This is a genomic window from Flavobacterium sp. (assembly GCF_049318325.1).
GTDB lineage: Bacteria > Bacteroidota > Bacteroidia > Flavobacteriales > Flavobacteriaceae > Flavobacterium.
In genome coordinates, this window is sequence record NZ_JBMOGQ010000003.1 from 14,786 (window position 1) to 36,645 (window position 21,860).

20 protein-coding genes and 2 tRNA genes are annotated in these 21,860 nt (G+C 33.5%); 6 read left to right on the top strand and 16 right to left on the bottom strand.

The window, feature by feature from the left end:
* Positions 1–149: 149 nt before the first annotated feature.
* From mutS to ACOYLP_RS00925, 3 genes are all read left to right on the top strand, one after another.
* Positions 150–2,756 (top strand): DNA mismatch repair protein MutS, encoded by a 2,607-nt coding sequence (gene mutS / locus ACOYLP_RS00915; RefSeq protein WP_422854287.1) that lies wholly within the window; start codon positions 150–152, stop codon positions 2,754–2,756.
* 145 nt (positions 2,757–2,901) lie between these two features.
* Positions 2,902–2,974, top strand: a tRNA-Gly gene (locus ACOYLP_RS00920).
* Positions 2,975–2,987: 13 nt separating this feature from the next.
* A tRNA-Leu gene (locus ACOYLP_RS00925) sits at positions 2,988–3,073 on the top strand.
* A 104-nt stretch (positions 3,074–3,177) separates the two neighbouring features.
* On the opposite strand, the gene ACOYLP_RS00930 is transcribed toward ACOYLP_RS00925, so the two are convergent.
* The 4 genes from ACOYLP_RS00930 to ACOYLP_RS00945 form a co-directional block, all read right to left on the bottom strand.
* A complete protein-coding gene (locus ACOYLP_RS00930) occupies positions 3,178–3,369 on the bottom strand; it encodes a hypothetical protein (RefSeq protein WP_422854288.1) in 192 nt (63 codons plus the stop codon).
* Between the two features lie 155 nt (positions 3,370–3,524).
* On the bottom strand, positions 3,525–3,752 hold the full coding sequence (locus ACOYLP_RS00935) for a hypothetical protein (RefSeq protein WP_422854289.1): 228 nt from the start codon (positions 3,750–3,752) through the stop codon (positions 3,525–3,527).
* Positions 3,753–3,907: 155 nt separating this feature from the next.
* On the bottom strand, positions 3,908–6,052 hold the full coding sequence (locus ACOYLP_RS00940; RefSeq protein WP_422854290.1) for a S46 family peptidase: 2,145 nt from the start codon (positions 6,050–6,052) through the stop codon (positions 3,908–3,910).
* Between the two features lie 41 nt (positions 6,053–6,093).
* Complete coding sequence (locus tag ACOYLP_RS00945) at positions 6,094–7,329, bottom strand: 3-deoxy-D-manno-octulosonic acid transferase (protein WP_422854291.1); 1,236 nt, start codon at positions 7,327–7,329, stop codon at positions 6,094–6,096.
* A 94-nt stretch (positions 7,330–7,423) separates the two neighbouring features.
* On the opposite strand from ACOYLP_RS00945, the gene ACOYLP_RS00950 reads away from it, so the two are divergent.
* Entirely contained in the window at positions 7,424–8,554 is a 1,131-nt protein-coding gene (locus tag ACOYLP_RS00950; RefSeq protein WP_422854292.1) for a DegT/DnrJ/EryC1/StrS family aminotransferase, read from the top strand.
* A gap of 87 nt (positions 8,555–8,641) precedes the next feature.
* Entirely contained in the window at positions 8,642–9,655 is a 1,014-nt protein-coding gene (gene galE, locus ACOYLP_RS00955; RefSeq protein WP_422854293.1) for a UDP-glucose 4-epimerase GalE, read from the top strand.
* Between the two features lie 48 nt (positions 9,656–9,703).
* Here galE and ACOYLP_RS00960 read toward each other — a convergent pair whose 3' ends face one another.
* The 7 genes from ACOYLP_RS00960 to ACOYLP_RS00990 all read right to left on the bottom strand — a co-directional run bounded on the left by ACOYLP_RS00960 (position 9,704) and on the right by ACOYLP_RS00990 (position 15,611).
* The gene (locus ACOYLP_RS00960; RefSeq protein WP_422854294.1) at positions 9,704–9,964 is read right to left on the bottom strand and encodes a hypothetical protein; all 261 of its coding nucleotides are present in this window, start codon (positions 9,962–9,964) and stop codon (positions 9,704–9,706) included.
* A 7-nt stretch (positions 9,965–9,971) separates the two neighbouring features.
* The gene (fabD, locus tag ACOYLP_RS00965; RefSeq protein ID WP_422854295.1) at positions 9,972–10,844 is read right to left on the bottom strand and encodes an ACP S-malonyltransferase; all 873 of its coding nucleotides are present in this window, start codon (positions 10,842–10,844) and stop codon (positions 9,972–9,974) included.
* Positions 10,845–10,893: 49 nt separating this feature from the next.
* Entirely contained in the window at positions 10,894–11,610 is a 717-nt protein-coding gene (locus ACOYLP_RS00970) for a pirin family protein (protein ID WP_422854296.1), read from the bottom strand.
* A gap of 62 nt (positions 11,611–11,672) precedes the next feature.
* The gene (locus tag ACOYLP_RS00975; protein WP_422854297.1) at positions 11,673–12,014 is read right to left on the bottom strand and encodes a DUF6370 family protein; all 342 of its coding nucleotides are present in this window, start codon (positions 12,012–12,014) and stop codon (positions 11,673–11,675) included.
* A gap of 4 nt (positions 12,015–12,018) precedes the next feature.
* Positions 12,019–13,182: a formate-dependent phosphoribosylglycinamide formyltransferase gene (purT, locus tag ACOYLP_RS00980; RefSeq protein WP_422854298.1), complete on the bottom strand. Its 1,164-nt coding sequence runs from the start codon at positions 13,180–13,182 to the stop codon at positions 12,019–12,021.
* A gap of 92 nt (positions 13,183–13,274) precedes the next feature.
* Complete coding sequence (locus ACOYLP_RS00985) at positions 13,275–14,459, bottom strand: pyridoxal phosphate-dependent aminotransferase (protein WP_422854299.1); 1,185 nt, start codon at positions 14,457–14,459, stop codon at positions 13,275–13,277.
* A 57-nt stretch (positions 14,460–14,516) separates the two neighbouring features.
* Complete coding sequence (locus ACOYLP_RS00990; protein ID WP_422854300.1) at positions 14,517–15,611, bottom strand: fatty acid desaturase family protein; 1,095 nt, start codon at positions 15,609–15,611, stop codon at positions 14,517–14,519.
* Positions 15,612–15,719: 108 nt separating this feature from the next.
* On the opposite strand from ACOYLP_RS00990, the gene rsmG reads away from it, so the two are divergent.
* Positions 15,720–16,349 (top strand): 16S rRNA (guanine(527)-N(7))-methyltransferase RsmG, encoded by a 630-nt coding sequence (gene rsmG, locus ACOYLP_RS00995; protein ID WP_422854301.1) that lies wholly within the window; start codon positions 15,720–15,722, stop codon positions 16,347–16,349.
* Between the two features lie 30 nt (positions 16,350–16,379).
* On the opposite strand, the gene ACOYLP_RS01000 is transcribed toward rsmG, so the two are convergent.
* From ACOYLP_RS01000 to ACOYLP_RS01020, 5 genes are all read right to left on the bottom strand, one after another.
* Positions 16,380–17,399 carry a T9SS type A sorting domain-containing protein gene (locus ACOYLP_RS01000; protein WP_422854302.1) on the bottom strand — a complete coding sequence of 340 codons (1,020 nt, stop codon included), beginning with the start codon at positions 17,397–17,399 and terminating at the stop codon, positions 16,380–16,382.
* Between the two features lie 102 nt (positions 17,400–17,501).
* Positions 17,502–19,130 (bottom strand): L-glutamate gamma-semialdehyde dehydrogenase, encoded by a 1,629-nt coding sequence (pruA, locus tag ACOYLP_RS01005; protein ID WP_422854303.1) that lies wholly within the window; start codon positions 19,128–19,130, stop codon positions 17,502–17,504.
* A gap of 111 nt (positions 19,131–19,241) precedes the next feature.
* Positions 19,242–19,628, bottom strand: a complete 387-nt coding sequence (gene apaG, locus ACOYLP_RS01010; RefSeq protein WP_422854304.1) for a Co2+/Mg2+ efflux protein ApaG — start codon at positions 19,626–19,628, stop codon at positions 19,242–19,244.
* Positions 19,629–19,697: 69 nt separating this feature from the next.
* Positions 19,698–20,948, bottom strand: coding sequence for a DUF5103 domain-containing protein (locus ACOYLP_RS01015; protein ID WP_422854305.1), 1,251 nt, complete (start codon positions 20,946–20,948; stop codon positions 19,698–19,700).
* Between the two features lie 65 nt (positions 20,949–21,013).
* The gene (locus ACOYLP_RS01020; protein WP_422854306.1) at positions 21,014–21,850 is read right to left on the bottom strand and encodes a class I SAM-dependent methyltransferase; all 837 of its coding nucleotides are present in this window, start codon (positions 21,848–21,850) and stop codon (positions 21,014–21,016) included.
* Between the last annotated feature and the right edge of the window lie 10 nt (positions 21,851–21,860).

Consider the following 21,860-nt stretch of genomic DNA (forward strand, 5'->3'; position numbering starts at 1 on the left):
TTATAGTATTTTAGTTTCTGGAGCAAATCTATTTAAAAATTATAACTTCCCTCATTTTTTTGTCTTAAGGTTAAATTAATTTTTTTTAGGATGGCTAAATCATTCTAAAATATTTAAATTCGCTTTCACTAAAATTAATTCCAAAACTATTGGCAGCCAAAGAAACTTCGACGAAAGAAACCCCTTTAATGAAGCAATACAACGAGATAAAAAGAAAATATCCCGATGCGTGTTTGTTGTTTAGAGTAGGTGATTTTTATGAAACCTTTGGAGAAGATGCTATTCGGTCATCTAAAATACTTGGAATTGTTTTAACCAAGCGTGGTGCAGGTTCAGAAACCGAAACGGCTTTAGCGGGTTTTCCACATCATTCTTTAAACACCTATTTGCCAAAATTGGTAAAAGCCGGACTTCGGGTTGCGATTTGTGATCAACTTGAAGATCCAAAAATGACTAAAACGATTGTCAAACGAGGTGTAACAGAATTGGTTACGCCAGGAGTTTCTATGAACGATGAGGTTTTACAATCGAAATCGAATAATTTTTTGGCTTCGGTTTATTTTGGGAAAAAGCAATTAGGCGTTTCGTTTTTAGATGTTTCTACTGGAGAATTTTTAACGGCTCAAGGCAATGAGGAATATATTGATAAACTGCTGCAGAATTTTAGTCCAAGTGAAATTTTAATTCAAAAAAATAACCGAAATCAATTCAAAGAACTATTCGGAGAAAGATTCAATGTTTTTTATCTCGAAGATTGGGTTTATAAAGAAGATTATGCGCTTGAAACATTAAACAATCATTTTCAAACTAAATCCTTAAAAGGTTTTGGAATTGAAGAATTGCTCGATGGCATTATAGCATCAGGCGCAATTTTGTTTTATTTATCAGAAACACAACATAATAAAGTGCAGCACATCACCAATATTCAAAGAATCGCGGAAGATGCCTATGTTTGGATGGATCGATTTACTATTCGGAATTTAGAATTGTATCACAGTCATTCTGATAATGCTGTTACCCTATTAGATGTGATAGATAAAACGCTTTCGCCAATGGGTTCCAGATTGTTGAAACGCTGGTTAGCATTGCCATTGAAAGACATTCACAAGATCAGAGGTCGCCATGAAGTTGTTTCTTATTTAAAGCAAAATTCAGAAATTCTTCAGAAAATACAATACCAAATCAAGCAAATTTCCGATTTGGAACGTTTGATTTCAAAAGTGGCAACCGGAAAAATTTCTCCTCGAGAAGTTATTTATCTGAAGGAATCATTAGATGCAATAATTCCAATAAAAAAGATTGCTTTAGAAAGTAAACAAGAAGCTGTTCGGGTTATTGGCGATAGTTTGCATTCGTGTGATTTGCTTCGTGAAAAAATAAAAACCACTTTAAATCAAGATGCGCCAGTAGCTATTGCAAAAGGTAACGCTATTGCAAATGGTGTTCATGCTGAATTAGACGAATTACGAAATATTGCTTTTTCTGGGAAAGAATATTTAGAAGACATTGAAAGACGAGAATCAGAATTAACAGGAATTTCTTCTTTAAAAATATCTTTTAATAATGTTTTTGGCTATTATATTGAAGTTCGAAACACACATAAAGATAAAGTTCCTGCTGAGTGGATTAGAAAGCAGACTTTAGTTAATGCAGAACGTTATATTACTGAAGAATTAAAAGAATACGAGACTAAAATCCTTGGAGCAGAAGAAAAAATACATCAAATAGAAAGTCAATTATTTGAACAATTGGTCAGTTGGATTGCAACTTATATTAAACAAGTTCAACTGAATGCCAATTTAATAGGACAATTAGATTGCCTGATTTCATTTGCACAATTAGCGATAGAAAATGATTATGTGTGTCCAACTCTTGATGAAACATTCGAGTTGGAAATCACAAATGGACGTCATCCGGTTATTGAAAAGCAATTACCTGTTGGTATTCCTTATGTTCCCAATGATGTTTTCTTAGATAGAGAATCACAACAAATTATTATGATTACGGGGCCAAACATGTCGGGAAAGTCGGCAATTTTGAGACAAACGGCATTGATTGTTTTGTTAGCACAAATGGGAAGTTTTGTTCCGGCTGAGAAACTCAGGATGGGAATCGTAGATAAAATTTTCACACGAGTAGGGGCAAGCGATAACATTTCGATGGGCGAATCTACTTTTATGGTGGAGATGAATGAAACTGCTTCAATTTTGAATAATATTTCAGATAGGAGTTTGGTGTTGTTAGATGAAATTGGTCGAGGAACGAGTACGTATGATGGTATCTCTATAGCATGGGCAATTGCTGAGTTCTTGCATGAAAATCCGGCCAGACCAAAAACATTATTTGCTACGCATTATCATGAATTGAACGAAATGAGTGAGTTGTTGCCAAGAATTAATAATTATAATGTTTCGGTAAAAGAGTTAAAAGACACTGTCCTTTTTATCAGAAAGTTGGTTGCCGGAGGAAGTGCTCATAGTTTTGGTATTCATGTGGCAAAAATGGCCGGAATGCCACAAATGGTAATTCAGAAAGCTCAGAAAATATTAAAGAAATTAGAAAAAAACCATTCTAGTGAATCATTAAATGGCATAAAATCGGTTAAGGACGAGATGCAACTGAATATTTTTAATCTAGATGATCCTTTACTGGAAGAAATTCGAGAAGACATAATGAATTTAGATATTAATACTTTGACGCCAATTGAAGCTTTGATGAAGCTAAATGAATTAAAGCGTATACTACAGAAAAAATAAATGCAGTTAATGAAATGTGTTTATCAATTGGTTAGGGTGTAACAAACTTTTTTTTAAAAAAAAAGGTTTGTATTATTCATTTTTAATATTACATTTGCATCCGCAATACAGCATAAGTATTGCTGTTCTAACATATAATGTTAATGCGAAAATAGCTCAGTTGGTAGAGCGCGACCTTGCCAAGGTCGAGGTCGCGGGTTCGAGCCCCGTTTTTCGCTCTACTACTATAATGCTCGAGTGGTGAAATTGGTAGACACGCTGGACTTAAAATCCAGTGAACAGCAATGTTCGTGCGGGTTCAAGTCCCGCCTTGAGTACAAAAGCCTCTAACTTTTAATTAGAGGCTTTTTATTTATGGTTTAACAGTCAAAAAACATTGATTTTAATTCAGTTAATAATATTAAATAATTAGATAATTGAATTAGTGTTTATTTAATTGTGGTTTTTCAATTTCTTTTTCTTCTTTTTCTTTCTCTTTTTTTAAAATTTCAAAGTAATATTTTTTCAATTTTTCTTCTTTTTTTATTTTTCTGTCAATGTTAGATATCCATTTTAAAAATAAAGCTACTAGAATACAAAAAAATATTGAAATTATAATTTCATAAATGGTCATATTTGATATTTTGATTCAAAGATTTAAAAAAATATAAATTTTAAACTCTTATTTTTTTATTGAGATAGATGCTTTTATTAGCAAAATATAATTAAAAAAGAAAGCCATCGCTTATGGCTGATGGCTTTAAATCTTAAAAAATAATTAGTTTCTAATTATTTTTTTTCAGCTGGAGCAGCAGCTGGAGCAGCAGCTGGAGCAGCTTCAGTTGCAGCAGCAGCAGCATCAACAGCAGCAGCAGCAGTATCAACAGCAGCAGCAGCAGTGTCTACAGCCTCAACAGCAGTTGTGTCAGCAGCAGCATCAGCGTTAGCATCAGCTTGTTTACAAGATACTACAGTTAATGCAGCAATAACAGCTAAACTTAAAAATACTTTTTTCATCTTACTTAATATAAAAGGTTAATTATTAATTCGAGGCAAAGATATAAATTTTTTAATAGGTTAAAATAATTTTTAATTTTTTTTTAAAAAACCTATATTTCACTTCGGCTACTTTTTATCAACAATCATGCCAAAACTTAAATTGATGTTAAAAATTACATTTTCTTTTTTGGAGCAATGATTTTCAACTCATTTATTAAGTTATTAGCTTCTGCAAATTTATCAATGATGAATAATACATAGCGAATATCAACCATTATATTTCTGCAGATTTCAGGTGAATAATAAATATCACTCATTGTTCCTTCCCAAACTCTATCAAAGTTTAATCCGATTAAGTTTCCTTTTGCATCAAGCGCTGGACTACCTGAATTTCCTCCAGTAGTATGGTTAGTTGCTATAAAAGCAACAGGTATTTTTCCTTTGGAAGCATAAACACCATAATCTTTTGAGTTGTATAAATCAATTAGTTTTTTGGGAACATCAAATTCATAATCGCCCGGTACGTATTTCTCCATCACACCATCAAGATAGGTGAAAGGTTCGAAAGTAATGGCGTCATTTGGTTTATATCCTTTCACTTTTCCATAAGTAACACGAAGTGTGCTATTAGCATCAGGAAAAATTCTATTATTTGGAAATAATTCTAAAATAGCTTTCATGTAGGTTCTTTGAGTAGCAATATTTTTTAAATTAAGTTCATCATATTTCGGCAATACATTTTTTGTGTAAGCATCAGCCATTACTTTTAATATTTGATATCCTTTGTCTGCATTTATTTTTTCAATTACGGTTTTGGAGTCACCTTCTAATAAACTTCTAAAATCTTCTAGCTTTATTAATTTAGTGTTATTGTAAATATCATTTGTAAGTTGATAAGCATTCAGGTTATTCAATTCATTTGGTAAAAATTGGCTTGGTATTCTTTTGGCATAAATAGCTATTAATTGTTCAAACACATTTTTATCAACCATGGCGTTATAATCTTTATAGAAATCCACAATTCCATTTGATAAATTGTTTTTTCTATCTGTAAACGCTTGTTCGCCTTTATTTTTTAAAATTTGTTCTAATTGATATAAACGATAGCTGTTTTGAAGTAATTCAGAATTACGTAATACTACTTCGGAAAATAAATCTCTCGCTAAGGCAAAGTCTTTTATTTCGCTATAATTTTTTTCAAAATCACTAATTATGTTACCATATTCTGCTTGCTTTCCTGCTAAAATAACTTTTTCTTTGAAGGCCACTTCAAATTTTTGTTTTACAGTAATTGCATTAGACTTTTTCAAACCTTTGGTTTCTCCTATCCATTTTTTCCAATAATTAGCTACAGCAGCATATTTTGAAGCATATTGGATTTTTATAGCATTGTCTTTTCTCATAAATCCATCTTGCACTTTCAAGGCAGCATCTCGGACTTCAATTTTAACTGGGTTTAAAGTGTTTACAATTTGATCAACGGCCATTGAAGGTAAATATTCTTGCGTTCTTCCCGGATATCCCATAACCATAGTAAAATCATTTTCTTTAATTCCATTTATAGAAATAGGTAAGAAGTGTTTTGGTTTATAAGGGACGTTGTCTTTTGAATATTCTGCAGGGCGATTATTTTTGTCTGCATAAATTCTAAACAATGAAAAATCACCCGTATGTCTTGGCCAAACCCAATTATCTGTATCAGAGCCAAATTTGCCAATAGAACTGGGTGGAGCACCAACAAGTCGAACATCTTTATAGTTTTCAATTACAAAAAGAAGGTATTGATTTCCATCATAAAATGTTCGTATGTTGTTTTCTTGCCAAGCTTCTTTAGGCAAAGTTTTATTTAAAAAACTTATATTCTCTTGAATTTTTTTCTGTTTTTCAGCTTCAGTAGCCAAAGTTCCTGTTCCTTCCAAAACTTTTGTAGTAACATCTTCAATTCGGATGATGAAAGTAACATACAAGTCTTTGTTTGGCAATTCTTCTTCCATTTTATAGGCCCAAAAACCATTGGTTAAATAATCGTTTTCTACTGTTGAATGACTTTGAATATTGTCAAAGCCACAGTGATGATTAGTTAAAATGAGTCCTTTGTCTGAAATAACTTCGGCAGTGCAACCGCCATCAAATTGAGGAACCGCATCTTTTAAACTAGATTTGTTAACCGAATAAATATCTTCGGCAGAAATCTTCATGCCTAATTTTTTCATTTCGCTTTCGTTCATTCCTTTTAACAAAGAAGGAATCCACATACCGCCTTGTTGCGCGGAAACTTGAGTAAAAACAAATAAAATGAGTAGTTTTAAAAATTTCATAGTGTAAATTATTGAAGGGAATAATGAGTTTGTAATATTGTTTATTTGTTATAAATATGTTTTAAAATAACCTCTGTCGCGCCTTTATTCATCTGTACATAAGTACTGCAAATATGCCCTTTTTCTAGTCGAATATCTTCATTGGAAATCAAATTAGAAAAAGTATCATTAAGTTCATTTTGGTTCGCAATAGATATGCAGCCTTCCTGATGAACTAAAGCAACAGCTTCAGCAAAATGAGAATAATTTGGTCCTACAATAATCGGAATTCCAAATGTCGCAGGTTCAAGTATATTATGAACACCAGGATTCCCGAAACCACCGCCAACATAAGCAATATCAGCATAGCTGTAAATTTTGGTCAGAATGCCAATGGTGTCAACGATTAAAACATCATAACTGGATAAATCCGTGTTTTCTTTTTCAGAAAACAAAATGGTTTTTTTAGTAATAGAATTTTTCAATTCCTGAATTTGTTCCACTTTAATATTATGCGGTGCAATGATGAATTTTACTTTCACATTAGTTTGATTGATATAATTTACCAATAAACTTTCATCTTTTGGCCAAGAACTTCCAATAACAATTGTAATTGTATTGTTTTTAAATTGCTTGATAAAATCCAAAGAATTGTCTCTTTCTAAAATCGAAACAACTCTGTCAAATCTTGTGTCACCTGATATTTTCACATTTTTGTAACCAAGTTTCTGAAGTAACAATTTTGAACTTTCATTTTGAACAAAAAAGTGATCGAACGCCTTTAAGGCATTTCTGTAAAATCCACCATACCATTGGAAAAAAGCCTGATTTTCTCTAAAAATTCCCGAAATCAAATAGGTTTTGATATTTAGCTTCTTTAACTCGTTCAAATAATTGGGCCAGTATTCATATTTGATAAAGAAAACTAAATCGGGATGAACAAGTTTTAAGAATTTTTGCGCATTTGATTTGGTGTCCAAAGGCAAATAAACACAGACATCTGCTATACTATTATTTTTGCGAACTTCATAACCAGAAGGTGAAAAGAAAGTAACCACAATTTTATGATTTGGGAATTCTTTTTTGATTTTTTCCATCACGGGCAAACCTTGTTCAAATTCACCTAACGAAGCTGCATGAAACCATATCGATTTATCTGAAGAGCTGATTTTACTTTCCAATGATTGAAAAACAGTTTTTCTCCCATCTACAAAAAGCTTGATTTTGGGACTGAAAATCGCCAAAAATTTCACTAATTGTGAAGCAAAAAGTATTAAAAAATTATACAGAAAAAGCATCCTCAAAAATTTGTTGCGCTAAAATACGTTTCTTTTATCGAATTGGATATTCTACTATAGAATTTCTTACTTTTGTGGCTCAAATTTCATAAGTATGAAAAAAATACAAATGGTTGACCTAAAAAGTCAATACGAAAAAATCAAATCTACTGTTGATGCTTCTATTCAAGAAGTTTTAGATACTACAACTTATATTAACGGACCAAAAGTTCATGAATTCCAAAAAAATCTTGAAGAATATTTGGACGTCAAGCATGTAATACCATGTGCTAACGGAACCGATGCGTTGCAAATTGCAATGATGGGATTGGGATTACAGCCTGGCGATGAGGTGATTACTGCCGATTTTACATTTGCCGCTACAGTTGAAGTAATTGCTTTGTTGCAATTAACTCCGGTTTTGGTTGATGTTGATATAGTAAACATGAATATTTCTATAGATGCGATTAAGAAAGCAATAACTCCAAAAACTAAAGCAATTGTCCCTGTGCACCTGTTCGGAAGAGCGGCTAATATGGAAGCGATCATGAGAATTGCCAATGAGCATAATTTATATGTAATAGAAGATAATGCACAAGCCATTGGTGCCAATTGTAAATTCTCGGACGGAACTAAAAGAAAAGCAGGAACGATAGGTCACGTATCGTCAACCTCATTTTTCCCATCAAAAAATTTAGGATGCTATGGAGATGGTGGAGCAATTTTTACCAATAATGACGCTTTAGCACACACCATTCGCGGAATTGTAAATCACGGAATGTACGTTCGTTACCATCATGATGTGGTTGGTGTAAACTCTCGTTTGGATAGTATACAAGCTGCAGTTTTGAATGCAAAATTACCATTGTTGGATGGTTACAATAAAACCAGACAGAATGCGGCACGCAAATATTCTTCAGCTTTTGAAGGACACAAAAATATAATTGCTCCAAGTATTTGTGATATTTGTGATTGCCATGTTTTTCATCAATATACTTTACGAATTATTGATGCTGACAGGAACGCTTTAATGGAGCATTTGTTAGCCAAAGGAATTCCATGTGCTATTTATTATCCAATTCCGTTGCATTCACAAAAAGCATATGTAGATTCAAGATATAAAGAAGAAGATTTTCCGGTTACAAATCAATTGGTTAAAGAAGTAATCTCATTGCCAATGCACACTGAGCTTGATGACGAGCAAATCAAATTTATTACGGATAGTGTTTTAGAGTTTTTAAAATAAAGAGCAAAGATTATAGAAAATGGAAAATAGACATTCAACATTAACCTTCTATTATCCATTCGTCCATCATCTATCATCTAAATAAATATGAAAATACTAGTAACTGGCGGTTTAGGATTTATAGGTTCACACACAGTAGTTGAATTACAAAATGAAGGTTTTGAAGTAGTAGCAATTGACAATCTTTCCAATTCTTCTTTTGAAGTTCTTGACGGAATTGAGAAAATTACAGGCAAAAAACTGTTATTTGAAAATATTGATTTAAGAGAAAAATTGGCTATCCAAAATTTCTTCAAAAAGCATCAAGATATTATGGGCGTAATTCATTTTGCGGCATCAAAAGCGGTTGGTGAAAGCGTTGAAAATCCACTGTTGTACTATGAAAATAATATTAATTCACTAGTTTATCTTCTTCAAGAACTGGCAAATTTACCACAAGCTAATTTTATTTTCAGCTCGTCTTGTACGGTCTATGGTCAGGCCGAAAAAATGCCAATTACGGAAGATGCTTCTGTTCAACCGGCAAATTCACCTTATGGAAATACGAAGCAAATCGGTGAAGAAATAATAAATGATGTTGTAAAAGTTACCAATATCAATTCGGTTTTGCTACGTTATTTTAATCCAATTGGAGCACATTCGAGTGCTGAAATAGGAGAGTTGCCAATTGGAGTTCCCCAAAACTTAGTGCCATTTATTACCCAAACGGGAATAGGCATACGAAAAGAACTTTCGGTGTATGGCAATGATTATCCAACTCCGGATGGTACTTGTATTCGCGATTATATTCACGTAGTTGATTTGGCGAAAGCCCACGTTGTAGCATTACAAAGATTATTGAATAAACAAAATCTTGAGAGAGTAGAAACATTCAATTTAGGCACAGGAAAAGGAAGTTCTGTTTTGGAAGTTATCAATGCTTTTGAAAAAGTTTCAGGACAAAAATTACCATACAAAATTGTTGGCAGAAGAGAAGGAGATGTAATCTCCGCTTATGCTAATACCGATAAAGCAAATAAAGTTTTAGGTTGGAAGGCAGCATTTTCTTTAGAAGATGCACTAGCTTCTGCCTGGAAATGGGAGCAAAAAGTTAGAAGTTAATTTTGTATCCAACAAATACAAAAATTCTCAACATAGTGCACAATTTTTTTACTTCTTGATCGATTCCTTTAATTTTTTTGCTGCTTTTTCAATTTCTTCAGCACCCTTTAATTTAGCGCTATCTATTTTGGCATTGGCTTTATCTTTCAATGTATCAAGTTTTGCTTCGGCTTTTTCTTTTACCGAATCAACACTTGCTTTTACTTCTTCGGTCAAAGCTTCTTTTGCTTCGTCTAGTTTTTCTTTTGTTTTGTCTTGACAAGCTATCAAAAATGAGAACAGAGAAATGGTTAAAAATATTTTTTTCATAGGTAATTTAAGCTGAAATTGTTTCTACTTCTTTGTCAATCTTATTTACTAATCCAACTAAGACTTTTCCTGGACCAACTTCAGTGAAACTGGTCGCACCATCTTTTATCATTTGTTGAACCGATTGTGTCCATTTTACCGGCGCAGTCAATTGGATAATTAAGTTTTTCTTTATTTCATCTGCAGATGAGACGGCAGTTGCAGTCACATTTTGATATACCGGACAAGTTGGAGTTGAGAAGGTTGTTGCTTCAATAGCTGCAGCTAATTCTTCTCTTGCAGGCTCCATCATTGGCGAGTGAAAGGCGCCACCAACAGGCAAAATCAAGGCGCGTTTGGCTCCGGCTTCTTTCATTTTTTCACAAGCCATTTCCACCGCTTTGTATTCTCCTGAAATCACTAATTGTCCTGGACAATTATAATTGGCAGCAACAACAACACCATCAATAGATGCACATATTTCTTCCACAATTTTATCGTCTAAATTTAAAACTGCAGCCATTGTTGAAGGTTTAATTTCACAAGCTTTTTGCATTGCTAAAGCTCGTTGTGAAACTAACTTTAATCCGTCTTCAAAAGACAAACTTCCATTAGCAACCAATGCTGAAAATTCGCCAAGGGAATGGCCTGCCACCATATCTGGATTGAAATTTTCTAATTTTTTTGCCAATATCACGGAATGCAAGAATACTGCAGGTTGAGTTACTTTGGTTTCTTTTAATTCTTCAGCTGTGCCTTCAAACATAATATCAGTGATTCGGAAACCTAATATCTCGTTAGCTTTCTCAAATAGAGATTTTGCTAAAGCTGAATTATCATATAAATCTTTACCCATACCCGTAAATTGTGCTCCTTGTCCCGGAAAAACGTATGCTTTCATTTTATGTAAATTTTAAAAGTTTTGGCAAAAATATGGTTTTTAAAAATAATTAGGATACCATGGGCACTTCCATCAGCAAGATTTCGTTATCTTCTGTAGCTTCAAAAGTTACTTTGTCAAAATCTGTAATGCCTAACCCATCGCGTTCTTCCAATTGCTGACTATCAACTTTTAGGCTTCCTTTTATTACAAAAACATACAAACCGTTGCCTTCTTTTTTGCGATTATAATCAATTGAATTTCCTTTATCTAAATTACCCATGTGAAACCAAGCATCTTGATGTATCCAAACGCCAGCATCATCAGTATTAGGAGAAAGTATTTGTTGTAATTTGTTGTGACGATCGGATGTGTCAAGTGTAATTTGTTGGTAACGTGGTACTACATTTCTATATTTTGGGAACACCCAAATCTGTAACAAATTAGTTCTTTTATCATGATTCGGATTAAATTCTGAATGTTGAATTCCAGTTCCGGCGCTCATTACCTGCACATCTCCAAATTTAATAACTTCGGTATTGCCCATGCTGTCTTTGTGTGCCAAATCACCTTCGAGAGGTATTGTAATTATTTCCATATTATCATGTGGATGTGTTCCGAATCCCATGCCTGAAGCGACAATGTCATCATTTAAAACACGCAATACGCCAAACTGAACTCTATCTGGATTATAATAGCTCGCAAAACTAAAAGTGTGGTGAGCGTTAAGCCAACCATGGTCTGCATGTCCGCGAGTATTGGCTTTATGTAATATTGTGTTTTTCATGCTCATATTAATTAATTTGTAATAAAAAAATGTCCCGATTTATTCGGGACAATTGTATTTTTTTAATGTTTGTGACCTTCGTGGCTATCGTGCCCTTCTACTGGAAGAAGCTTAAAACTTGAAGCTATAAATTTATTGTCTTTAATCTCACCAACCACTTCTGCTTTTCTTACGGCAGAACAAAATCCGTCTGTGGCATGAGCATCACCATGTTTGTGGATATCAGTTCCGTCAACAAAATATGATTTTCCGTCAATTCGAACAGCTAAATCACAACCTTTTTTGTCTTTCATACCAAATTGGCATTGACCACATGAAGCTTCTACAATTTGTGTTTTTGCTTTGTCTTGTGCATTTGTAGCAATGCAAATAAAAAGAAATAAAGTTAAAAAAATATTTTTCATTATGTTAAGGTTTTACAGTTACTAAACTAGCAGCTCTTTTAGCTTTTATTACTACTACTTCTATAGGTATTTCGAGAGAGTCATGTGTTAATACGACACCCATTCTTCGAAATGGTCTTGAAGTTGGTTTCCCAAAAATACGAAAATCTGTTTTAGGAAGTGCGGCTAAAGAAGAAATTCCTGAATATTTTGGATTATCTGAGTTCTCAGATGCTAAAATAACAGCGCTTGCACCAGCTTTTTCTATAGTAATTTCAAATATTGGCAAACTTAAAATGGCACGTAAATGCAGTTCAAATTCGTTAAAGTTTTGTGTTCCAGCTAATGTAACCATTCCAGTGTCATGTGGTCTTGGTGATAATTCTGAAAAATAAACACCTTCATCAGTTAGGAAAAATTCAACTCCAAAAAGTCCTGCGCCACCAAGTGCTTCTGTAACCTTTTGAGCCATTTCTTGAGCTTCTAACAAGTCTTTATTTGCAATTATTGCTGGTTGCCAACTCTCTTGATAATCGCCACGTTCTTGTCGGTGACCAATTGGCGCGCAGAATAATGTTGGATTATTATTTTGAGTGACTGTTAACAAAGTAATTTCGGAATTGAATTTTACAAAAGCTTCCACAATTACTTCAACTACATCACCTCGTGAACCTTCCACGGCATAATTCCATGCTTTTTCAATATCTTCTTCTGTTTTTATAGTTGATTGACCTTTTCCAGAAGAACTCATTAATGGTTTTACTACACAAGGAATGCCAACTTCAGAAACGCCTTTTCTCAATTCTTCGGCAGAAGTTGCATAACGATAATTGGCTGTTTTTAATCCTAATTCTTTCGATGCCAAATCACGAATGGCTTTTCTGTTCATAGTAAAATTTGCCGCTTTTGCAGACGGAACAACAGTTATGCCTTGTTTTTCATAGTCATAAAATCGTTCCGTGCGAATTGCTTCAATTTCGGGAACTATAAAGTCGGGATTATGTTTGGCTACAATTCGGTCTAACTCTTCGCCATCAAGCATATTAATCACTTCGAATCCATGTGCTACTTGCATTGCAGGTGCATTTTCATAACTATCTACGGCAATTATAGTTTGCCCAATTCGTTGTGCCGCTACTACAAATTCTTTTCCTAATTCTCCAGAACCGAGTAATACTATTTTTGCCATTGGTATATTTTTAAACCATTAATGCATTAAGAAGATTAAGAATTACTACACTTAATGAAAATTAACACTTTAATGGTTTTATATTTAAAATGTTAGATTAAAGCTTCCTTGATTCTTTTGAAAGCTTCCGTTAGTAGTTCTTCGCTTGTGGCGTAAGAAATTCGGATGCAATTTGGATTTCCAAAAGCAGCTCCAGTTACGGTAGCTACATTAGCTTCGGATAATAAATACATTGATAAATCATCGGCATTATTTATTAATTTTCCTCGTAATGTTTTTCCAAAGTAAGAGGAAACATCAGGGAAAAGGTAGAAAGCGCCTTCGGGAATATTAATTTTTAAACCAGGAATTTCTTTGGCTAATTCTACTACTAAATTCCTACGGTTTTTAAATGCCGACACCATTTCATTTAACACTTTTGGTTCAGCGTCAACTGCAGTGATGGTAGCTCTTTGCGCAATAGAGTTTGCTCCGGATGTCACTTGACCCTGCATTTTTGTACAAGCTTTGGCAATAAATTCAGGTGCGCCTATGTATCCAATTCTCCAACCAGTCATAGCAAAAGCTTTGGCAACACCATTCACGGTAATGGTTCTTTCAAACAATCCTGGAATTGAACCAATACTACAAAACGTTCCTGAAAAATTAATATGTTCGTAGATTTCGTCAGAAACGATATAGATGTTTGGGTATTTATCTAAAACTTTACCAATGGCAGTTAATTCTTCGCGATTATAAACTGAACCACTTGGGTTACATGGCGAACTGAACCACATCATTTTCGTTTTTGGTGTAATGGCCGCTTCTAATTGCGCTGCGGTCATTTTAAAATCGGTTTCTACTGAAGTTGGTACTTCAACAGGAACACCGCCAGAAAGTTTTATAATTTCAAAATAAGAAACCCAATAAGGTGCAGGGAGAATAACTTCATCGCCATCATTAAGCATTACTTGTGCAATATTATATAATGATTGTTTCGCCCCTGTAGAGACAACGATGTTTGCAGGTTTGTAATCTAAATTATTATCGCGTTTGAATTTTCTGCAAATTGCATCTTTCAATTCAACATATCCATCAACAGGCGTATACGTACTATAATTCTCATCGATAGCTTTTTTAGCAGCTTCTTTGATAAAATCGGGAGTATTGAAATCGGGTTCACCTAGACTTAAACTGATTATGTCTTTTCCTTGTGCTTTTAATTCTCTTGCTAATGCTGCCATGGCAAGAGTTTGCGACGTAGATAAATTATTAATTCTATCCGATAAAATACTCATTATAATGTTAATTTTGTTAAATACAGCGTAGCCGATAAAGGCGTTTATTGGAAAATATTAGGCTAATTGAGGCTGTCTTCCAAGCTCTTTTAAATGTCTAAAGTGAGAAACGATTGCAGCTCTAGTTGTTTTGAATTCGTAGTATGGCAACTCACATTCTTTGGCTGTTTGTTTTACGATTTCAGCAATTTTCCCATAATGAATATGGCTAATATTAGGAAATAAATGATGTTCTACTTGGTGATTTAATCCTCCGGTATAATAATTTACCAACCAGTTTTTAGGCGCAAAATTAGCAGTGGTAAATAATTGATGAATAGCCCAAGTATTCTCGATTTCGCCATTATCATCAGGAATCGGGTTTTCAGTTTCTTCCACAACATGAGCTAATTGGAAAACCACACTCAATATAACTCCGGCGGTATAATGCATTACCAAAAATCCTAAAACTACTTTCCACCATGTGATTCCCATTACCATTGGCGATATTATCCAAATAGAGAAATAAATAACTTTAGTAATGATTAAAGTTGTCCAACGAATTGAAGGTTTTTTGAATTCGCCATAAGATAAATTTCTTTTCAAATAGCGTTTCATTTGAAAGAAATCGGTTGTGATTGCCCAATTGAAAGTTAATAATCCATAAAGAAAAATGGAATAATATTGTTGGAATTTATGAAAACGATACCATTTTGCTTCTTTTGTAAAACGCATAATTCTTCCTGCTTCTAAATCTTCATCATGGCCAAGAATATTGGTGTAAGTATGGTGCAACACATTGTGCTGCACTTGCCAATTGTATACATTTCCGGCCAAAATATAAATACTTCCGCCCATAAATTTATTGACCCAGGATTTAGAAGAATAGGCGCCATGATTCCCATCGTGCATAACATTCATTCCAACACCTGCCATTCCAACTCCGATAACTACATTTAGTAAAAGATAAACCCAAAAAGGCATGTCCATAGCTAGTAAAAAGAAATAAGGAGTAAGGAAAATGGAAAACATCACTATTGTTTTCAAGTGCAGCTTCCAGTTTCCGGTTCTCTCAAGATTATTTTCTTTGAAGTAATTATTAACTCTTGAATTTAGAGTTCTAAAGAATTTAAGCGAATCGTTTTTAGAAAAAATAGGCGTTGTGGTGTCCATGTTTTTTTATTCAAATTTTTCCAAAGATAATTATTATAATTTTTTTAAAGATTATAAACAAATCATAATTATTAACCAAATGCACTATTTTTGTTAAAAATTTAATTTATGGAAGAAATTCTGAAACAATTTCCTAATCTTACTGAAAATCAAATACTACAGTTTAAAAAATTGAAAGAGCTTTACCATGAATGGAATACTAAAATTAATGTGATTTCTAGAAAAGATATAGATGAACTATATACCAAACACGTATTACATTCGCTAGCTATTGCTAAAATCCAACCATTTGAACCTGGAACCTATATTTTAGATGTTGGCACTGGCGGTGGTTTTCCTGGAATTCCATTAGCGATTTTGTTTCCTGAAACAAGGTTTTATTTGATAGATGTAATTCTAAAAAAAATCAAAGTGGTGAAAGCTGTCATGGAAGCTTTAGAATTAAAAAATGTAAAAGCGGAACAAATAAGAGCTTCTGAAGTAAAAGGCGATTACGATTTTATTGTAAGTCGAGCCGTAACCAATATGCCCGATTTTGTTTTCTGGATAAAAGACAAAATCAAAAAGCAAAACAAACACCAATTGCCTAATGGCATCCTTTATTTAAAAGGTGGAGATTTGAGTGAAGAGTTAAAAGACTTCCCAAAAGCAACCGAATATAACATTGCTGAATTCTTTAAAGACGAATTTTTCGAAACTAAAAAAGTTGTTCATTTACCACTAAAGTTCAAAGCATAAAAAAAGCCCTTGTTTAAGGGCTTTTTAGTATTAACTTTTAACAATTTTCTTCTTTACACTTCCTTTTTCATTTTCGATTGTGATGAGGTATATTCCTTTAGTTAGTGTAACCGGAATTTCCAATGTGCCATTTATTGATTCGTTTTTTGCTTGATAAATAGTTTTTCCCAGCATATCCGTAACATAAATGGTAGCATTTTCAATGGTGTTTGATGAATTGATATTAATTGAGTTTTGTACTGGATTTTGAATCCAAACCGACTGTAACGTATTTTGAGCATTTCCCAAAATTGGCATTGTCCCTAATTCATATGTTGTGTCATTTTGGTTAATCCCCGCTACAGATGCTACAACAACTGTGTTAAGACTTCTAAATTTAAAATTGTTCGATGTGTCGGTTGGCTCATAATAAGCATAAGTGGTTTGAGAAGCCGTTCCTACTGGGAAAATGCCTAGGTATAAAGTTACCGAAAGTACAGTTTTTAATCTGGTTACATTACCTGTGTAACTATAATCAGGTAAATTTAAAACACCATAACCGTCAACTGTTGTGGTTAATGTTCCTGAAAATGTTCCCGAATTAGTTCCATAAACGTAGTTTCCACTGACGTTATTATCGGTATTGGTAAACGGATAAACCATTGGAAAAGCTCCCAATGTTGCATTGCCACTTCCACCGATGCCGCCATTGAAGTTAATATTTAATCCGGAAGAATCTAAACCGGTTATCGAAACAGTTGCCCCGGCAGCTTTTGTAAACATTTTTCCAGTAGCTGCAGTTGAAGTCGAAACAATTACATTGGTAGTACCAGGATAGGTTGAAGATTCCGAAGTTGTTGGAGCAACATAAGTATAAGTTGTATTTTCAAGAGGTACAAAACCACTAAAAGTCCAGTTTTGATTAACACCTCCTGCACCATGATTTAGTGTATTTGGATTGGCAATTGCTGAAACAATAGAACCATTGGTGCCGTAAAATGAATTTACTTGATTCTGAGCTAAACTAATAGAAGTGATAATAAGAAATGTTAAAAGTAATTTTATTTTCATTATAGTATTATTTAAAAGAATTTTACATTTAATTTATTTAAAGCCAAATGTATAATAAATGTCCAAGTTTATTCTTGGACATTTAAAAAATTATAGTACGATTTATTCTCCTAAAAACGGATAACGGTAATCTTCAGGAGTGACAAAAGTTTCTTTTATGGTTCGTGGAGAAACCCAACGCAATAAGTTTTGCATTGAACCCGCTTTGTCATTTGTTCCCGAAGCTCTAGCTCCACCAAATGGTTGCATTCCTACAACAGCTCCGGTTGGTTTGTCATTAATATAAAAATTTCCTGCAGCATTTTGTAATGCCAAAGTAGCTTCTTCAATAGCGTATCTGTCTTGACTGAAAATAGCTCCTGTCAAAGCATATTCTGAAGTTCCGTCAACTAAAGCCAAAGTTTCATTCCATTTGGCATCTTCGTATACATAGATTGTGATCACTGGACCAAAAAGCTCGGTTTCCATTGTGGCATATTTTGGATTAGCAGTAACAATTACAGTTGGTTCAATGAAGTATCCTTTTGATTTGTCATAATTACCACCAATAATAATTTCGGCCTCTGCATCTTTTTTAGCTTGATCGATATAACTCGTTAATTTGTCAAATGAACCTTCATGAATTACAGCCGTAATAAAGTTGCTAAAATCTTCCGGAGAACCCATTTTCATTGATTTTACATCGTAAATCAATTGTTCTTTGACAGCTGGCCACAAACTTTGTGGGATGTAACCTCTGGAAGCAGCTGAACATTTTTGCCCCTGAAATTCAAAGGCGCCACGGGTAATTCCGGTAACAACTTGTTTTACGTTCGCACTCGGATGCGCCAAAACGAAGTCTTTTCCACCGGTTTCTCCAACAATTCTCGGGTAGGTTTTATAAGTATGGATATTACATCCTATTTTTTTCCAGATTTCTTTGAAAACAAAAGTTGAACCTGTATAATGAACTCCGGCAAAATCAGGATGTGCCAAAGTAGTATCTGTAATCATCACAGGATCACCAAAAACTACATTGATAACACCATCAGGAACTCCGGCTTCTTTGAAAACATCGATAATTATTTTTGCAGAAAATACTTGGCTGTCGCTTGGTTTCCATACAACAACATTACCCATTAATGCAGCACTTGCTGGAAGGTTGGCTGCAATCGCCGTAAAGTTAAATGGGGTAATTGCATAAACAAATCCTTCCAAAGGACGGTATTCAACTCGGTTCCAAACATCAGAAATTGATTTTGGTTGGTCGTTGTAAATTTGTGCCATGAATTCTACGTTGTAGCGCAAAAAGTCAATTAATTCACAAGAGGCATCAATTTCAGCTTGATATATAGTTTTTGACTGTGCAATCATTGTAGCTGCATTAATCTTTGCGCGATATGGTCCTGCAATTAATTCAGCAGCTTTCAAAAAGATAGCAGCACGTTGTTCCCAAGCCATATTAGCCCACTTTTTACTGGCTTCAAGCGCAGAGGTAATAGCTTTTTCAACATGAACTTTTTCTGCTAAATGGTATTTTCCAACCACATGTTGATGGTCATGCGGTGCCGTCATGTTTTTGGTATTTCCGGTACGAATTTCTTCGCTGCCTATATAGTTTGGAACATCAATGGTTTCATTCCACATTTTTTTATAAGCTGCTAAAACTGCTGCTTTTTCCGGAGAATTCGGAGCGTATGATTTTACGGGTTCATTGACCGCTTTTGGCACATGAAAAAATCCTTTTGGCATATTATTCAGATTATTAGATTATTAGACATCTCAGATTTTTAGATAACAGATATCTAAAGTGTACAAAAGTACAAAGGAAATTTTGAATTTTATTAAGAAGTAAAGCCAAAATTAGTTCAAAGCAAATGGAGCGCTTAATTTAAAAGTAGGTACTAGAACTTTAAAAGTTTTTGTGGTAGTGAAATTAATCATATTAAAATAACCACTCATTGCACCAAAAGGAGAGGAAAGCAAACAACCAGAATTGTAAGTGTGTTTTTCGCCAGGTTTTAGTACTGGTTTTTTACCAATTACACCTTCGCCGTCTACAATTTCAATATTATTTAGAGAATCAAGGATTTCCCAATGACGAGTGTTTAGCTGAACAGAATCCTTGCTGTGATTTTCTATGGTAATTTCATAACTAAAGGCAAAATGAAGCTTGTAGTTCTTGAAGTAGGTACCTTCAAAACTAGTTAAAACCGAAATTTTTATGCCTCTTGTTATTTGAGTAACCATAAATAAGAATATAAAACGAAATCAAAATTATAAAAAATACTGGTCGGTGGATTAATTTAGTGTTAATTTTTAGTTAGTTATATCAACTGAACTTGCAATTCCTCTTCCTATAATCCTATCATACCGTTGGTTGTTTTCTTTATAGTAAACTAAAACAAAATAATTGTCTTCTGTTTGAAAAAAGTTACCATCAATGGCATTTTCTTCATCTATTTTTCCGTTACTATCTGCAATTACATATTGGTAATTCGTAAACCCTTGTTTTATCATAATTGCTTTTTCGTAGATTCCTTTTTCGGAATTGTAATCCATTTTATTTTCTTCTCCAATAGCAAAGTTGTTAAACATGCCATTTACATAGATAGACTTTTTTTCATAAAATGCTGGGGCTGAAAGTGAGAAAAAAACCCAAGCATAATCTGCTTCAATTTCATTATTTTCTCGGCCGATGTTTTTCACAATATAATTTCCGTTAATATCTGGATAATAGGTGTAGGGTGAGTTCGCTCTTGCTTGGGACAAATACAAATAGGCATTATAGAGTCCACTTTTGGAGTCAATTCTTGCAATACTGTTGTTGGCAGCGCGAATGTCTTTGTTTTCAAAAAATAAAAATTCATTTCCTGCCCAAAACTGTGTTTCTTTATCGTATCGATAAATTAAATCATTGCCAATTGTAAATTGAGGTTTTATATTAGTAATTGCAGAATCAAATTTTCCGTTTTGTAGTAGCATTACTTTTACATTTTGTAAAGGACTTTGAAAATTTATAATGGCAGATTTTATAGAAAATTCTATATTATGTTTTTTTTCAACAACTGCAACATTTCTAGCTCTTCTTACTTGCATTGGAACCGAAACGAGTTCTTCATAAATAATAAACTTTTTTGTAAAGACAATATTTTTATCATCGTCTAAAATCTTTATCATATAATTACCACTTACTCTAAATTGAGTAAGTCTATTGGGAAAAGTTAGCCTGTAATGGGAATATAATTGAAGAGTAGTTAATGAATTGGAATAATCTTGAATCCTTTGGTCATCAAAACCATTTAGATATTCTTGCTTTGCTAATTGTGATGGTTTCCAATCATAATCACAATGGGTTATAGTATAAAAATAGTTGGCTTCTGTACCATACAAATCATCAAACACAAATTGGAATGAATCACCTAATCTAAAAATTGGAATTACATTTTGACCATTTTGCAAAAAGCTTATAGTTTTAAAATTATATGGTGGAATAATTTCTTTTTCAACTTGAGAGTAAGAAATAATTGCTACTAATAATAGGTAAAGAAACAGCAACTTTTTTAGCATAATTTGAAAATAAGAAATGTAAAGATACTAAATTAACTAATTAAGAATATGCCAATAATTATGTTTTACTTAAAACAAATCGGAATAATTTCTCCTTTTGCCAAACAATATTTTTCCACTAATTCAGGTGCTATTTTATGGGTATAATCTTCTTCAATTACTTTAAAACCAATACTTCTAAGTTTGTCAAAATAATCTCTGCCATACACACGAACATGGTCGTATTGCCCGAATATTTTCGCGCGTTCTTTTTGATCAACAATTGTGTCGTCGGAAAAGGTGTTAGCTCTTGATAAATCCTGTGGGATTTGAAATATTCCCATTCCGCCAGGTTTTAATACACGAAACAATTCTTGCATCGCTTTAGAATCATCAGGAATATGTTCTAAGACATGGTTGCAAAAAATGATATCGTATATATTATCCTCAAAAGGTAAATTACAAATATCAGCTTTCACATCTGCCAAGGGAGACAGTAAATCAGTAGTAGTATATTCGATATTAGTTTGCTTTTTGAAACGCTTGTAGAATTCTTGTTCAGGTGCAAAATGCAATACTTTTAATGCTGAACTGGTTTCAGCATCTTTTCGTAATTTAATTCGTTTGTTTTGGGTTACAGGATAATCTGAATCTAGTTCAGATTGAAAGAAATCCGTTTCGTTTTGAAGGTATAACCATAATAACCGATGTCTTTCTAACGAAAGTGTACTCGGAGAAAGCACATTATTTCTTTGGTTTCCGTATCCGTAAGGCAAAAACATACGGAAACTTTTTCCGTCGATTGGGTCAGTAAAACGACTTCCTTTTAATAAAAAAGCCAATATTGGACGAACGACAATGCTTAAGCGAATAAGAATTGGCCTCGGAATGGTATTCAGAATAAACTTAAACACAGATTTCACAGATTTTCAC

Bases quoted from the DNA above. Each gene is read 5' to 3' on its own strand.
- ACOYLP_RS00930 (WP_422854288.1), bottom strand. From the start codon at position 3,369: ATGACCATTTATGAAATTATAATTTCAATATTTTTTTGTATTCTAGTA.
- ACOYLP_RS00935 (WP_422854289.1), bottom strand. From the start codon at position 3,752: ATGAAAAAAGTATTTTTAAGTTTAGCTGTTATTGCTGCATTAACTGTA.
- ACOYLP_RS00940 (WP_422854290.1), bottom strand. From the start codon at position 6,052: ATGAAATTTTTAAAACTACTCATTTTATTTGTTTTTACTCAAGTTTCC.
- ACOYLP_RS00945 (WP_422854291.1), bottom strand. From the start codon at position 7,329: ATGCTTTTTCTGTATAATTTTTTAATACTTTTTGCTTCACAATTAGTG.
- ACOYLP_RS00950 (WP_422854292.1), top strand. From the start codon at position 7,424: ATGAAAAAAATACAAATGGTTGACCTAAAAAGTCAATACGAAAAAATC.
- galE (WP_422854293.1), top strand. From the start codon at position 8,642: ATGAAAATACTAGTAACTGGCGGTTTAGGATTTATAGGTTCACACACA.
- ACOYLP_RS00960 (WP_422854294.1), bottom strand. From the start codon at position 9,964: ATGAAAAAAATATTTTTAACCATTTCTCTGTTCTCATTTTTGATAGCT.
- fabD (WP_422854295.1), bottom strand. From the start codon at position 10,844: ATGAAAGCATACGTTTTTCCGGGACAAGGAGCACAATTTACGGGTATG.
- ACOYLP_RS00970 (WP_422854296.1), bottom strand. From the start codon at position 11,610: ATGAAAAACACAATATTACATAAAGCCAATACTCGCGGACATGCAGAC.
- ACOYLP_RS00975 (WP_422854297.1), bottom strand. From the start codon at position 12,014: ATGAAAAATATTTTTTTAACTTTATTTCTTTTTATTTGCATTGCTACA.
- purT (WP_422854298.1), bottom strand. From the start codon at position 13,182: ATGGCAAAAATAGTATTACTCGGTTCTGGAGAATTAGGAAAAGAATTT.
- ACOYLP_RS00985 (WP_422854299.1), bottom strand. From the start codon at position 14,459: ATGAGTATTTTATCGGATAGAATTAATAATTTATCTACGTCGCAAACT.
- ACOYLP_RS00990 (WP_422854300.1), bottom strand. From the start codon at position 15,611: ATGGACACCACAACGCCTATTTTTTCTAAAAACGATTCGCTTAAATTC.
- rsmG (WP_422854301.1), top strand. From the start codon at position 15,720: ATGGAAGAAATTCTGAAACAATTTCCTAATCTTACTGAAAATCAAATA.
- ACOYLP_RS01000 (WP_422854302.1), bottom strand. From the start codon at position 17,399: ATGAAAATAAAATTACTTTTAACATTTCTTATTATCACTTCTATTAGT.
- pruA (WP_422854303.1), bottom strand. From the start codon at position 19,130: ATGCCAAAAGGATTTTTTCATGTGCCAAAAGCGGTCAATGAACCCGTA.
- apaG (WP_422854304.1), bottom strand. From the start codon at position 19,628: ATGGTTACTCAAATAACAAGAGGCATAAAAATTTCGGTTTTAACTAGT.
- ACOYLP_RS01015 (WP_422854305.1), bottom strand. From the start codon at position 20,948: ATGCTAAAAAAGTTGCTGTTTCTTTACCTATTATTAGTAGCAATTATT.